This window comes from Streptomyces sp. NPDC014623 (genome assembly GCF_043088245.1).
Classification (GTDB): domain Bacteria; phylum Actinomycetota; class Actinomycetes; order Streptomycetales; family Streptomycetaceae; genus Streptomyces.
In genome coordinates this window covers 188,018-200,314 of sequence record NZ_JBIBZU010000001.1, presented here as the reverse complement: position 1 = coordinate 200,314, position 12,297 = coordinate 188,018, and the positions used below count along the sequence as shown (strand labels likewise).

Genomic DNA, 12,297 nt, shown 5'->3' with positions numbered 1-12,297 from the left:
AGGACCGCCGACTGATCGAATCATCACAAAACTGCCTAAGCTGGGGCGATGGGCGGTGATGATGCGCGGCTGCGCGCCGTGGTTGCGCTGGCACAGGCGATGGCGGCGGCCTGCACCCCGCGTGAGTCCTGGCGCGCCGCGGCGGCGGGGGCGTGCGAGGCGCTGGCGGGCAGCTTCGCGGCCCTCTCCGTGTGGGAGCGGGAGCAGGGCAGGCTGCGCGTGCTGGTGAACGCGGGGGAGCGGGCCGAGAGCGAGGAGGAGTTCCCCGAGGCCGAGGCCTACCCCGTGCACCAGTTCCCGGAGATCACGGAATTCCTGCACGAGCGCTGGGCTGGCGGCGGCGAGCCCGACGCCTGGGTGGAGACCGCCGACGGCGCCCCGGCGGCCGGTGCGCCGGTCGGGGGCGCCCGCCCGTACTGCCACCAGCGGGTCGCGGCGCTGCGCCGGCGGGGGCGGGGCTGCTGCGTGGTGGCGCCGATCGTGCTGCACGGGCGTGCGTGGGGGGAGCTGTACGTGGCCCGTCCTGCGGGGGCCGCGGTCTTCGGCCGGGACGACGCGGACTTCGCGACCGTGCTGGCCGCCGTCGTCGCGGCGGGGATCGCGCAGACCGAGCGGCTCGAGGAAGTCCGCAAACTGGCCTTCACGGACCCGCTCACCGGCCTCGCGAACCGCAGGGCCGTCGATCTGCGCCTCGACGAGGCGGTGGACCTGCACCGCGCGGAAGGGACCGTCGTCAGCCTCGTGGTCTGCGATCTGAACGGTCTCAAGGAGGTCAACGACACGCACGGCCACGCCATGGGCGACCGCCTGCTGGAACGTTTCGGCTCCGTGCTCTCGCTCTGCGGCGCGATGCTCCCCGGCGCACTGTCCGCGCGCCTGGGCGGGGACGAGTTCTGTCTGCTGACCGTGGGCCCCCCGGCGGACGACGTGGTCCGGGTCTCCGAGGAGCTCTGCGCGCGGGCCCTCGCCCTGGAACCCGGTGACGGGGTGGCCTGCGGAGTCGCGTCCACGGGCGACGACATCGGGCCGGTTCCGTCCGCGCGCAGGCTCTTCCGCCTGGCGGACGCCGCCCAGTACCAGGCGAAGGCCGCGCACTCCCGCAGACCGGTGGTCGCGGGGCGCGACGGCGACGTGATCAGGCTCGCCGACTCCCCGCCCAGCCCTCCTCATGACCGCCGCAGGCTGCGGGGAAGCCCGCCCGGCGGCGATCGGTAAGGGGTCAACCGCACGACCACTGATGACATCGCGGCTTTCAGTCCGTACGCTTCTGAATATGGATATGCATACAGTCGTGGTGGGGACGTCCGGTACGACCGCCGAGGACGTCATCGCCGTGGCCCGCCAGGGCGCCCGGGTCGAGCTCTCCGCCGCCGCCGTCGAGGCGCTCCGCGCCGCGCGGACGGTCGTCGACGCCCTCGCCGCCAAGCCCGAGCCGGTCTACGGCGTCTCCACCGGCTTCGGCGCCCTGGCCAGCCGCCACATCAGCCCCGGTCTGCGGGCACAGCTGCAGCGCAACATCGTCCGCTCGCATGCCGCCGGCATGGGCCCCCGCGTCGAGCGCGAGGTCGTGCGCGCGCTGATGTTCCTGCGGCTGAAGACGCTCGCCTCCGGACACACCGGAGTACGCCCCGAGGTCGCGCAGACCATGGCCGACGTGCTCAACGCGGGCATCACCCCCGTCGTCCACGAATACGGCTCGCTCGGCTGCTCCGGAGACCTCGCCCCGCTCTCGCACTGCGCCCTGACCCTGATGGGCGAAGGAGACGCGGAGGGCCCCGACGGCACCGTGAGGCCGGCCGGCGAACTCCTCGCGGCGCACGGCATCACCCCTGTCGAGCTGCGCGAGAAGGAGGGCCTCGCCCTCCTCAACGGCACCGACGGCATGCTGGGCATGCTCGTGATGGCCCTGGCCGACCTGAAGAACCTCTACACCAGCGCCGACATCACCGCCGCCCTCTCCCTGGAGGCGCTCCTCGGCACGGACCGGGTCCTCGCCCCGGAGCTGCACGCCATCCGCCCGCACCCCGGCCAGGGCGTCTCCGCCGAGAACATGCTGCGGGTGCTCGCCGGATCCGGCCTCACGGGGCGGCACTCCGAGATCACAGGCGACGCCCCCCGCGTCCAGGACGCCTACTCCGTGCGCTGCGCACCCCAGGTCAACGGCGCGGGGCGCGACACCCTCGCGCACGGCCGCCTTGTCGCCGGCCGCGAACTGGCCTCGGCGGTCGACAACCCCGTCGTCCTGCCCGGGGAGGGCCGCGTGGAGTCCAACGGCAACTTCCACGGCGCGCCCGTCGCGTACGTCCTCGACTTCCTGGCGATCGTCGCCGCCGACCTGGGGTCGATCACCGAGCGCCGCACGGACCGGCTGCTGGACAAGAACCGCTCGCACGGGCTGCCGCCGTTCCTCGCCGACGACGCCGGGGTCGACTCGGGGCTGATGATCGCCCAGTACACCCAGGCCGCACTGGTCAGCGAGCTGAAGCGGCTCGCGGTCCCGGCATCCGTCGACTCGATCCCGTCCTCCGCGATGCAGGAGGACCACGTCTCCATGGGATGGTCGGCCGCGCGGAAACTCCGTACAGCCGTCACCGGGCTCGCGCGGATCGTGGCCGTCGAGCTGTACGCCGCCACGCGCGCCGTCGAGCTGCGCACGGCGGAGGGGATGACCCCCGCCCCCGCCTCGCAGGCCGTCATCGGGGCACTGAGGGCCGCCGGTGTCCAGGGGCCGGGACCGGACCGCTTCCTCGCCCCGGACCTGGCCGCCGCCGACGCCTTCGTACGGGACGGGAAGCTGGTCGCGGCCGTGGAGGCGGTGACCGGGCCGCTGGCCTGAGCCCGTACGCGTGAGGGCTGCCGCGCCCCGGGGGACACGGCAGCCCTCACGTGCCTCAGAAGCCGGTGCCCGGCGTGCCGTCCCGGCGCACGGAATACGCGACGAACCCCGCACCGACGCACAGCGAGGCCGTGCCGCCGATCAGGTAGGGAGTCGTGTCGATGCCCGGCCCGGTGTCGGCGAGTCTGTCGTCGGAGGTGAAGTCCCCCGTGGCGGAGGCCTGCCGGACCCCGGCGGGGGAACCGGCGGACGAGCCGGTGGAACTGCTCCGCGTCTCTGTCTCGCCGGTCGCGTTGGCGGAGGGGACGAACCAGAGAGCACAGAGCAGGGTGCCTGCCGCTGTGGTGGTCAGCAGCGTGCGACGAGCGATGGACACAGAATCGATCCCCTTGCGACAACCATCAGTTAGCCCCGTGGGCCGATGCTAAGCAAAGCAGCGGGTCGGAGGAAAGCCGCAGCTTCCGGGAGCCTTACGCTCCGGCGTATGAGCACTTCGAAGACACCCTCATTTGTTCGGCTTCGCGTGGAGATGGTGCTGGAGATCAGCGACGCGGACGCCCTGACCGGTACCGCGCTGGAAAGCATCGCCGCCGATTTCACCGCCTCCGGCGCGTCCGCCGACGCGTCCGCCGAGGAGCGGACGCATGCCGAGGAGACGGTCAGGGAAGACGCAGCGGAAGCCCTCGCCTCACTGATCGACCCGTTCGATCTGGTCAGCCAGGTGCCCGGCGTCGAGCTCGCCCAGGCCTCCTGGAGCAGCGAGACGATCGACTACGACCCCGATGCCGAGGACTGGGCTGCCGGGGAGGACGGGGACGAGGGGTACTACGGGATCGAGGACAATGAGACGGACGACGAAGAAGGCGGCGGCAAAACGGAACGCTGACGCCCGCCGGGCACTCCTCACAGGCGGTGGGAACCGCCGCGGACCCGGGAGCGTCGATGAGTGGTGTTCCCCACATCCGCGGTGGATGTGGAACGGAAGACCCGGGCGCGGTGTTCTTGGGACATTGACGGGGAATCGCCGTCGGGCGACCCTGTCCGGGGATCATGGGGAATCGGCAACGATGGAGAAGCGTGTGATGACGGACAGCAAGCGGCGCAGGGGCCTCGTGGCCGCGTCCGCACTGCTCGGCGGCGTACTGGTGCTTTCCGCCTGCAGCGACGACGGCGGGTCGGGCGGCAGTGCGACGTCCGACAGCTCGAAGGCGTCGCAGGCCCAGGTGGACGAAGCGGCGGCCAAGGACACCTCCGAGGCGCAGATAACGATCGCGCCGAAGAACGGGGCGACCAACGCGAGCATCAACAACGCCGCGATGGTCACCGTCGCCAAGGGCAAGCTCACCGAGGTCACGATGACCACGGCGGCAGGCGACGCCGTCGAGGGCACCCTCGCGGCGGACGGCTCCAGCTGGAAGCCCAGCGGTCAGCTCGAGCGCTCGACGACGTACAGGATCAGTGCCACGGCGACCGACTCGGACGGCCGGGAGGCACACGCCAACAGCTCGTTCACCACGGTCTCGCCCGAGAACAGCTTCATCGGCAACTTCACCCCCGAGGACGGTTCCACCGTCGGCGTGGGCATGCCGGTCTCGATCAACTTCAACAAGGCGATCACGAACAAGAAGGCCGTCCAGGACGGCATCAAGGTGACGTCGAGCAGCGGCCAGGAGGTCGTCGGCCACTGGTTCAACAACCAGCGTCTGGACCTCCGCCCCGAGGACTACTGGCAGGGCGGCTCCACGGTCACGCTGAAGCTGGCCCTGGACGGTGTCGAGGGCGCTGACGGCGTCGTCGGCGTCCAGCAGAAGACGGTCACCTTCAAGGTCGGCCGCAACCAGGTCTCGACCGTGGACGCCAAGGCGCACACCATGACCGTCACCCGGGACGGGAAGACGGTCAAGACCATCCCGATCTCCGCCGGCTCCACGGAGAACCCGACCTACAACGGCCAGATGGTGATCTCCGAGAAGTTCAAGGAGACCCGCATGGACGGTTCGACGGTCGGCTTCACCGACGACGACGGCAAGGGCGAGTACGACATCAAGGACGTGCCGCACGCCATGCGGCTGTCCACGTCGGGCACCTTCATCCACGGCAACTACTGGGGTGCCAAGTCGATCTTCGGCAGCGCCAACACCAGCCACGGATGCATCGGCCTCGCCGACGCGAAGGGTGCCGACGACTCGAACACCCCCGGCGCCTGGTTCTACGAGAACTCGCTGATCGGCGACGTGGTCATCGTCAAGAACTCCCCGGACAAGACCATCACCCCCGACAACGGGCTCAACGGCTGGAACATGAGCTGGTCGGAGTGGACGGCGGGCTCCGAAGCCTGACCCCATCGCCCCATCCCCTCCGAAGGCGGCGGCACCCGGATCCCTCCGGGCACCGCCGCCTTCGGCGTGTGCGGGCGGGGCCCGGCGTCATCGTCTCCGGCGCCGCCCGCACGAGCGCGGGAGTCTCCACGGCGGACAGGGGTGAGGCGGCTGCCCTCGTCTGCATCCCGCCGGAGCCGGCGCAGACCGCCGCCGGCTCCGAGGACGAGGTCGCCGCGGTCTGTGTCCGTGCCACCGGCTCTGCGGAAGGAGCACGGGCGGCCTTCGTGAGGGTCACCCGGGGGCGCACCCGCCCGCAAGACACCCCGGGTGGCGACCATCCGGGAGGACGGGGCGCCGTGACGGAGAACGCGGCGGCCCGGTCCGCCCCGGCGCGCACCTCACGGCCGCCCTCCTCCGGCTGTGAGGTTCGCCACCCGCACCACCCCCGCGACCGGCTGCCGGGCGGCCCGCCCACCGCAGCGGGAGCGGGTGTACGGGGACAGAACCACCCGTACCGGCCCGGCCGATGTGGTCACTATGTGGATGTCGTCCCGGTAGGGCCGGGCCGCGCTGCGAGACTTGCCGGGTGCAACGGCCCCCCCGGGCCGGTGGCGCCTCCGGGGACAGGGAGCGCCGACGCACACGATCCCACCCACGGAAGGTCTTGATCAGATGCCGGCCAGTTCCGACTCCCTCACCCCGCACGCCGCCGAGAACCGTGTCATCGAGCCGCTCTACGCGGAGATCCTGCGGCGCAACCAGGGCGAGGGCGAATTCCACCAGGCGGTGCGCGAGGTCCTCGACACCCTGGGCCCCGTGCTGGCACAGCGCCCGGAGTTCGTCGACGCCCGCATCATCGAGCGGATCTGCGAGCCCGAGCGTCAGCTCATCTTCCGCGTGCCGTGGTCGGACGACTCCGGTGCCATCCACGTCAACCGCGGCTTCCGCGTCGAGTTCTCCAGCGCTCTCGGTCCGTACAAGGGCGGTCTGCGCTTCCACCCCTCCGTCAACCTCGGCATCGTGAAGTTCCTCGGCTTCGAGCAGATCTTCAAGAACGCCCTCACCGGCATGCCGATCGGCGGCGGCAAGGGCGGTGCGGACTTCGACCCCAAGGGGCGGTCCGACGCCGAGGTCATGCGGTTCTGCCAGTCGTTCATGACGGAACTCCACCGTCACCTGGGCGAATACACCGACGTCCCCGCCGGCGACATCGGCGTCGGCGGCCGGGAGATCGGTTACCTCTTCGGCCAGTACAAGCGGATCACCAACCGCTACGAGTCCGGCGTGCTCACCGGGAAGGGCCTCGGCTGGGGAGGCGCCCAGGCGCGCACCGAGGCCACCGGTTACGGCTGCGTCCTGTTCACCGCGGAGATGCTGCGCGTGCGCGGCGAGTCCCTCGACGGCCAGCGCATCGCCGTGTCCGGTTCCGGCAACGTGGCCATCTACGCCGTCGAGAAGGCCCAGCAGCTCGGCGCGACGGTGGTGACCTGCTCCGACTCGGGCGGTTACGTCGTGGACGAGAAGGGCATCGACCTCGCACTGCTCAAGGAGATCAAGGAGACGGGCCGCGGCAGGATCTCCGAGTACGCGGAGCGGCGCGGCGCGCACGCGCGGTACGTCGAGGGAGCGGGCGTCTGGAACGTCCCCGTGGACGTGGCCCTGCCCTGCGCCACCCAGAACGAACTCCACGAGGCCGACGCGCTCACCCTCGTACGCAACGGGGTGAAGGCGGTCGCCGAGGGCGCCAACATGCCCACCACCCCCGAGGCCGTCCAGGTCCTCCAGAAGGCCGGCGTCGCCTTCGGCCCCGGCAAGGCGGCCAACGCGGGCGGCGTGGCCACCAGTGCCCTGGAGATGCAGCAGAACGCCTCCCGAGACTCCTGGACCTTCACCCACACGGAGGAGCGTCTCGCGCAGATCATGCGCCACATCCACGACTCCTGCCACACCACGGCGGAGAAGTACGGCAGCCCGGGCAACTACGTGGTCGGCGCGAACATCGCGGGCTTCGAGATCGTCGCGGACGCGATGCTGGCGCAGGGGCTGATCTGAGCCCGGGGCTCGGGGCGTGACGCGCCCCGAGCCCGCCTCGCTGCCGGCGCGGGGCAGGGACCGCCGGACCACGCCCGGCCGAGGGGCACCACCCGCGCCGGCGGTACTCCGCGCGGCCCGTGCTCCCCGCCGGCACCACCGCCGCGTCCCCGGACCGGCAGCACCTGTGTCTCCCGCACCGGCGAGCGGCAGACCCACGGGACGGCCTTCGGACCGTCCGGCCGCTACGGCTGCGCCCTGGACCCGGCCGCGGACGCCCCCGCCCCGCTCAAGCAGTACACCGGCCCGCAAAGCGAGACCGGCGGCCGCGCCGGCACCTCACGGCCGGCCTCGTTCTGCCGACAGCAGATCCGCCCGGCGCGGAAGGCTTTCCCCTCCCGCGCCGGGCGCTTCGTTCCTACGCTGGGGCGATGAGCAGCCACGCGCCGAACCGCGCCCGCGTCATTCCCCTGCGTCCCGCTCCCGCCCCCAGGGAGCCCCTCTGGCGGGACGTGGTCGGTGACGTCCTGCGCCGCGAGCGCCTCGCCCAGGAGCGCACGCTCAAGGACGTGGCCGAGGCCGCCCGGATCTCCGTGCCGTACCTCTCCGAGATCGAGCGCGGCCGCAAGGAGGCCTCCTCGGAGGTGCTCGGCGCAGCGGCTCGCTCGCTGGGGCTCGGGCTGGCCGGCGTACTGTCCCTGGCCCAGCAGGAGCTGGCCCGCAGCACCTCCACCCGGATGCCGCCGGGCCGGGCCTCGATGGGCCAGGTGCGGCTGGCCGCCTGAGGCCCCCGCCCCGCCCGGACGACGGCGAACGACGTGGGCCCCGCCCCCGGCAGCAGCCGGGAAGCGGGGCCCACGTCACACCGCGGTGCTCCGTCTCACGCCCCGGGGGCCGGGGCGATCCCCGTCGGGCAGGCCCGGCCCCAGTTGGTCTCGGAGGGGGACTCCAGGGTGGCGCCGGTACCGCCGATGCCGCAGTAGCCGTCCGGGTTCTTGTCCAGGTACTGCTGGTGGTAGGCCTCCGCCGGCCAGAAGGTGCGGCCCTCCGCCGGGAGGATCTCCGTGGTGATCGTGCCGAACCCGGCACCCGTCAGCACCTGCTGGTACGCCTCGCGGGACGCTTCTGCGGCCTCCGCCTGCTCGGGGGAGTGGGTGTAGAGGGCCGAGCGGTACTGCGTACCCACGTCGTTGCCCTGGCGGAAGCCCTGGGTCGGGTTGTGGGACTCCCAGAAGAGCTTCAGGAGCTCCGCGTAGCTCACGGCCTTCGGGTCGAAGACGACGCGGACCGCCTCCGTGTGGCCGGTGAGGCCCGAGCAGGTTTCCTCGTACGACGGATTCTCCGTGTAACCGCCCTGGTAGCCGACGAGCGTCGTCCAGACGCCCTCCCTCTGCCAGAACGTGCGCTCGGCGCCCCAGAAACAGCCCAGCGCGAAGTCGGCGACCTCCAGACCCTGGGGGTACGGGCCGGTCAGCGGGTTGCCGAGGACCGTGTGGCGGGAGGGCACCGGGAATGCGGGGGCGGGGCGGCCGCGCAGGGCCTCCTCCGGGGCGGGGAGCTGCGGGGTGCGGTGGGTCAGGAACATGCGGGGCTCCTCCGGGGGTCGGGGTTCGGTCCGTACAACGCCGCGAGGACGCCGGGGATTCCGTGGTCTCAGGCCGCGGGGGCCGGGGGGTCGCGGCGTTCGCCGCCCTCGCCGGCCGGGTGCTCGTAGGAGGCCATGTACGCGGAGGTCTTCCTCCGCGCCCGCACCCAGAACCAGAGGGCGAGGGCTATCAGGACGATCGGGATCAGTCGTGCCATGGGTGTGCCGGTCCAATCCGGGGAGAGCGGGGTGGTGCCAGGTCAGTGGAGCAGGGTCGCGGGGCTGCCGCCGTTCGCCTCGTACCCGGCGACGGCCAGCGCCCGGTACACCGTGTACTCGGCGGCCGGGTCGGAGTTCTGGGTCCAGGGCAGCGCACCCACGTGGCCGTCGATGTGGACGAGCTGGTGCATCGCCTCCGACCAGCGCTCCATACGCACCAGGAAGAGGACCAGCAGGTGCCGGACATGGGCGAGCACCGGGTCGTCCGCGCGTGCCGCGTGCACCGCGAACATCGCACCCTCGACCGCCTTCGTCACGACGACGCCGCGGTAGAAGCCCTGCACCAGATTGACCTCGGGCAGGTGCTCGTACACCGCGAACAGCGGCAGCGCCGCGAGCAGTGAGCCCTGCGGCGCGCGGGCGGCGGCCGCCGTCGCGAAACGGTCGGCCTCCTCGCGGGAGCCGTGCCACTTCTCGCACCAGAAGTGCAGGGCCGCGATGTGCGCGCCCATGTGCGAGGGCGCACGGTCGATGATCTTCGCCCAGAGCTGGTCGAACTCCTCGTGCGAGTAACCCAGTCCACGGGCGACCGCCAGCTCCACGATGTACGGGACGGGGTCGCCCGGAGCCAGCAGGGCCGCCTCGCCGCAGACCGTACGGGCCTCCTCCAGGATGATCCGGAAGTCGTCGGTTCCCACCGTGCCCGTACGCCAGGCCTGTTGCACCAGGAACTCCGCGTGCACCGCCGCCGCGCCCGCGTCCTTCGGAGCCTCGGCCCGCCAGGCCCTCAGCCACGCCCCGCCGGTGCCCGGCCGCTGGGCCAGCTCCAGGGAGGCGGCACCGGCGAACGCCTGCACCCGCTGCCAGCGGACCTCGCTCTCCTTCGGCGTACCCGCGAGCAGCTGGGAGGCGGCCCGCCAGCTCCCGGTGCTCTGGACCACGTCGAGGACGTCGAGCAGGTCCTGGTCGGGGCCCGGCATCCGGACGTCCAGCTCCTCCTGGCGCGCGAAGCCGTAGGTGTCCGGGTCGGCGGCGTCGGGCGAACCGGGCGCGACCTGGCGGATACCGCCACGGCGCCGCAGCACGACCGGGCCCACGACGGCGACGAGCATGCACAGGGCGAGCAGGAACCACAGAATCTCCATGCGGTCCATTGTCCCCGGACCGGCAACCGGGCGGCGAGTGGCCTGTAACTCCCCGTCCGACGAACTACGCTCGGGCCCCATGAGTGACCAGCACAGCTTCGAGACCCTTGCGATCCACGCCGGCAACACGGCGGATCCCCTCACCGGCGCCGTGGTCCCGCCGATCTACCAGGTGTCCACGTACAAGCAGGACGGCGTAGGCGGACTGCGCGGCGGCTACGAGTACAGCCGCAGCGCCAACCCCACCCGCACCGCCCTGGAGGAGAACCTGGCGGCGCTGGAAGGCGGCCGCCGCGGGCTCGCCTTCGCGTCGGGCCTCGCCGCGGAGGACTGCCTCCTGCGTGCGCTGCTGACGCCCGGGGACCACGTGGTCATCCCGAACGACGCCTACGGCGGAACCTTCCGGCTGTTCGCGAAGGTCGCCTCGCGCTGGGGCGTGGAGTTCTCGGTCGCCGACACCTCCGACGTGAGCGCGGTGCGGGCGGCGCTCACCCCGCGCACCAAGGCGATCTGGGTGGAGACGCCGTCGAACCCGCTGCTCGGCATCACCGACATCGCGGCCGTCGCCCAGGTGGCCCGGCAGGCGGGCGCACGGCTCGTCGTCGACAACACCTTCGCCAGCCCCTACCTGCAGCAGCCGCTCTCGCTCGGCGCCGACGTCGTCGTGCACTCCACCACGAAGTACATGGGCGGGCACTCGGACGTCGTCGGCGGCGCGCTCGTCGTCAGCGACCCGGAACTGGCCGAGGAACTGGCGTACCACCAGAACGCGATGGGCGCCGTGGCCGGGCCCTTCGACGCCTGGCTGGTCCTGCGCGGCATCAAGACCCTCGCGGTCCGCATGGACCGCCACGACGAGAACGCGACCAAGGTCGCCGACCTGCTGACCCGCCACCCCAAGGTGACCCAGGTCCTCTACCCGGGGCTTCCGGAGCACCCCGGGCACGAGGTCGCCGCCAAGCAGATGAAGGCGTTCGGCGGGATGGTGTCGTTCCGCGTCGCGGGCGGCGAGGAGGCGGCCGTCGAGGTCTGCAACCGGGCGAAGCTCTTCACGCTCGGGGAATCCCTCGGAGGTGTCGAGTCGCTCCTGGAGCACCCGGGCCGTATGACGCACGCGTCCGCCGCCGGTTCTCCGCTGGAGGTGCCTGCCGACCTCGTCCGGCTGTCCGTCGGCATCGAGAACGCCGAAGACCTGCTGGCCGATCTCACGCAGGCGCTCGGCTGACCCGGCCGCGGTCCGTGGCCGGGACGGACTCCGTCCCGGCCACGGACCGCGCGCAGCGGTCAGACGGCGGCTTTCTCGTCCTCCAGCGTGGCCCGGATCTGCTCCCGCAGCTCCGGGCCGTCCGTGTGCTCGTGGACCGATACGGCGTGCTCGGCTGCGGCCCGGACGACCTCGTCCTCTTCACCGGAAATGGTGAGCGTGCAGTTCGAGGCGCTCGGATACCTACGGCAGTCGGCGGTCTTCCGTGTCATGACGGCCTCCTCGACTCGCGAGTGCAGGCCCTTCCAGGATAGATCCGGGCGCCGGAGGAAGAAGGCCGGTCAGCTCTCCTGCGCCGGCTGGTGCGCGGCCTGCCGGGCCGCCAGTGAGGCGTTGAACCGGGTCAGCAGGGTGCAGAAGGTGGCGCGCTCGTCCTCGGTCCACTCACCGGTCACCTGGGACATCAGCTCACGCCGCGAGGCGCGTACCTCTTCCAGACGGGACTGGCCGCGCGGCGACAGCTGCAGCACGACGGCGCGTCCGTCCTCCGGGTGCGAGGTGCGCTTGACCAGGCCGGTGTCGACCAGCGGTGCGACCTGCCGGGTCACGGTCGAGGAGTCGATCCCCATGCCCGCCGCGAGCGCCTTGACGCCCATGGGGCCTTCCACGTCGAGCCGGTTGAGCAGCAGATAGGCCGCCCGGTCCATCGAGTTGCGGACCTGGCCGACACCGCCGAGGCGGGTCTGCTCGGCACGGCGGGCGAAGACGGCCACCTGGTGCTGAAGGGCGTCGAGCAGGTGATCCGTTCCCGGATGTCCAGGGGCCGCGCCCCCGGAAGGAGACGCAGCAGTCGTCATGTCCTGAGGGGGCATGGCCGGGGGCTCTCTTCGTGCGGTGTCGGATGGGTGGGGGACAGAGTACGCGGCCACGGGGCAACGCGTACCAGCGCTGCACAA

Annotated in this window: 13 protein-coding genes; 7 read left to right on the top strand and 6 right to left on the bottom strand. The window is 72.0% G+C overall.

The window, feature by feature from the left end:
- The first annotated feature begins 48 nt into the window (after positions 1-48).
- Together ACF1FZ_RS00940 and hutH are read left to right on the top strand one after the other, a co-directional pair.
- Positions 49-1,215 carry a diguanylate cyclase domain-containing protein gene (locus ACF1FZ_RS00940; RefSeq protein WP_391771252.1) on the top strand — a complete coding sequence of 389 codons (1,167 nt, stop codon included), beginning with the start codon at positions 49-51 and terminating at the stop codon, positions 1,213-1,215.
- A gap of 58 nt (positions 1,216-1,273) precedes the next feature.
- On the top strand, positions 1,274-2,836 hold the full coding sequence (hutH, locus tag ACF1FZ_RS00935; RefSeq protein WP_391771251.1) for a histidine ammonia-lyase: 1,563 nt from the start codon (positions 1,274-1,276) through the stop codon (positions 2,834-2,836).
- Between the two features lie 55 nt (positions 2,837-2,891).
- Here the strand turns inward: hutH and ACF1FZ_RS00930 are convergent, their stop codons facing one another.
- Positions 2,892-3,212, bottom strand: coding sequence for a hypothetical protein (locus tag ACF1FZ_RS00930; protein ID WP_391771250.1), 321 nt, complete (start codon positions 3,210-3,212; stop codon positions 2,892-2,894).
- Between the two features lie 108 nt (positions 3,213-3,320).
- On the opposite strand from ACF1FZ_RS00930, the gene ACF1FZ_RS00925 reads away from it, so the two are divergent.
- From ACF1FZ_RS00925 to ACF1FZ_RS00910, 4 genes are all read left to right on the top strand, one after another.
- Positions 3,321-3,722: a hypothetical protein gene (locus tag ACF1FZ_RS00925; RefSeq protein WP_391771249.1), complete on the top strand. Its 402-nt coding sequence runs from the start codon at positions 3,321-3,323 to the stop codon at positions 3,720-3,722.
- A 181-nt stretch (positions 3,723-3,903) separates the two neighbouring features.
- Positions 3,904-5,175: an Ig-like domain-containing protein gene (locus ACF1FZ_RS00920; protein WP_391771248.1), complete on the top strand. Its 1,272-nt coding sequence runs from the start codon at positions 3,904-3,906 to the stop codon at positions 5,173-5,175.
- Positions 5,176-5,829: 654 nt separating this feature from the next.
- Positions 5,830-7,209 carry an NADP-specific glutamate dehydrogenase gene (gene gdhA, locus ACF1FZ_RS00915; protein ID WP_391771247.1) on the top strand — a complete coding sequence of 460 codons (1,380 nt, stop codon included), beginning with the start codon at positions 5,830-5,832 and terminating at the stop codon, positions 7,207-7,209.
- A gap of 410 nt (positions 7,210-7,619) precedes the next feature.
- The gene (locus ACF1FZ_RS00910) at positions 7,620-7,973 is read left to right on the top strand and encodes a helix-turn-helix domain-containing protein (protein WP_391771246.1); all 354 of its coding nucleotides are present in this window, start codon (positions 7,620-7,622) and stop codon (positions 7,971-7,973) included.
- 95 nt (positions 7,974-8,068) lie between these two features.
- Here the strand turns inward: ACF1FZ_RS00910 and msrA are convergent, their stop codons facing one another.
- The 3 genes from msrA to ACF1FZ_RS00895 all read right to left on the bottom strand — a co-directional run bounded on the left by msrA (position 8,069) and on the right by ACF1FZ_RS00895 (position 10,137).
- Positions 8,069-8,773, bottom strand: a complete 705-nt coding sequence (gene msrA, locus ACF1FZ_RS00905; RefSeq protein ID WP_391771245.1) for a peptide-methionine (S)-S-oxide reductase MsrA — start codon at positions 8,771-8,773, stop codon at positions 8,069-8,071.
- Between the two features lie 68 nt (positions 8,774-8,841).
- Positions 8,842-8,991: a hypothetical protein gene (locus ACF1FZ_RS00900; RefSeq protein ID WP_391771244.1), complete on the bottom strand. Its 150-nt coding sequence runs from the start codon at positions 8,989-8,991 to the stop codon at positions 8,842-8,844.
- A gap of 42 nt (positions 8,992-9,033) precedes the next feature.
- Positions 9,034-10,137, bottom strand: coding sequence for a hypothetical protein (locus ACF1FZ_RS00895; RefSeq protein WP_391771243.1), 1,104 nt, complete (start codon positions 10,135-10,137; stop codon positions 9,034-9,036).
- A gap of 79 nt (positions 10,138-10,216) precedes the next feature.
- Between ACF1FZ_RS00895 and ACF1FZ_RS00890 the strand changes: the two genes are divergently transcribed.
- On the top strand, positions 10,217-11,362 hold the full coding sequence (locus ACF1FZ_RS00890; protein WP_391771242.1) for a cystathionine gamma-synthase: 1,146 nt from the start codon (positions 10,217-10,219) through the stop codon (positions 11,360-11,362).
- A 59-nt stretch (positions 11,363-11,421) separates the two neighbouring features.
- Here ACF1FZ_RS00890 and ACF1FZ_RS00885 read toward each other — a convergent pair whose 3' ends face one another.
- Together ACF1FZ_RS00885 and ACF1FZ_RS00880 are read right to left on the bottom strand one after the other, a co-directional pair.
- Positions 11,422-11,613: a DUF1059 domain-containing protein gene (locus ACF1FZ_RS00885; protein ID WP_391771241.1), complete on the bottom strand. Its 192-nt coding sequence runs from the start codon at positions 11,611-11,613 to the stop codon at positions 11,422-11,424.
- A gap of 69 nt (positions 11,614-11,682) precedes the next feature.
- Positions 11,683-12,213, bottom strand: coding sequence for a MarR family winged helix-turn-helix transcriptional regulator (locus ACF1FZ_RS00880; protein WP_391771240.1), 531 nt, complete (start codon positions 12,211-12,213; stop codon positions 11,683-11,685).
- Positions 12,214-12,297 lie beyond the last annotated feature (84 nt).

Coding starts and splice junctions, on each gene's coding strand:
- ACF1FZ_RS00895 (WP_391771243.1), bottom strand. CDS start 10,137: ATGGAGATTCTGTGGTTCCTGCTCGCCCTGTGCATGCTCGTCGCCGTC.
- ACF1FZ_RS00890 (WP_391771242.1), top strand. CDS start 10,217: ATGAGTGACCAGCACAGCTTCGAGACCCTTGCGATCCACGCCGGCAAC.
- ACF1FZ_RS00900 (WP_391771244.1), bottom strand. CDS start 8,991: ATGGCACGACTGATCCCGATCGTCCTGATAGCCCTCGCCCTCTGGTTC.
- ACF1FZ_RS00885 (WP_391771241.1), bottom strand. CDS start 11,613: ATGACACGGAAGACCGCCGACTGCCGTAGGTATCCGAGCGCCTCGAAC.
- ACF1FZ_RS00910 (WP_391771246.1), top strand. CDS start 7,620: ATGAGCAGCCACGCGCCGAACCGCGCCCGCGTCATTCCCCTGCGTCCC.
- hutH (WP_391771251.1), top strand. CDS start 1,274: ATGGATATGCATACAGTCGTGGTGGGGACGTCCGGTACGACCGCCGAG.
- gdhA (WP_391771247.1), top strand. CDS start 5,830: ATGCCGGCCAGTTCCGACTCCCTCACCCCGCACGCCGCCGAGAACCGT.
- ACF1FZ_RS00920 (WP_391771248.1), top strand. CDS start 3,904: ATGGAGAAGCGTGTGATGACGGACAGCAAGCGGCGCAGGGGCCTCGTG.
- ACF1FZ_RS00940 (WP_391771252.1), top strand. CDS start 49: ATGGGCGGTGATGATGCGCGGCTGCGCGCCGTGGTTGCGCTGGCACAG.
- msrA (WP_391771245.1), bottom strand. CDS start 8,773: ATGTTCCTGACCCACCGCACCCCGCAGCTCCCCGCCCCGGAGGAGGCC.
- ACF1FZ_RS00880 (WP_391771240.1), bottom strand. CDS start 12,213: ATGCCCCCTCAGGACATGACGACTGCTGCGTCTCCTTCCGGGGGCGCG.
- ACF1FZ_RS00925 (WP_391771249.1), top strand. CDS start 3,321: ATGAGCACTTCGAAGACACCCTCATTTGTTCGGCTTCGCGTGGAGATG.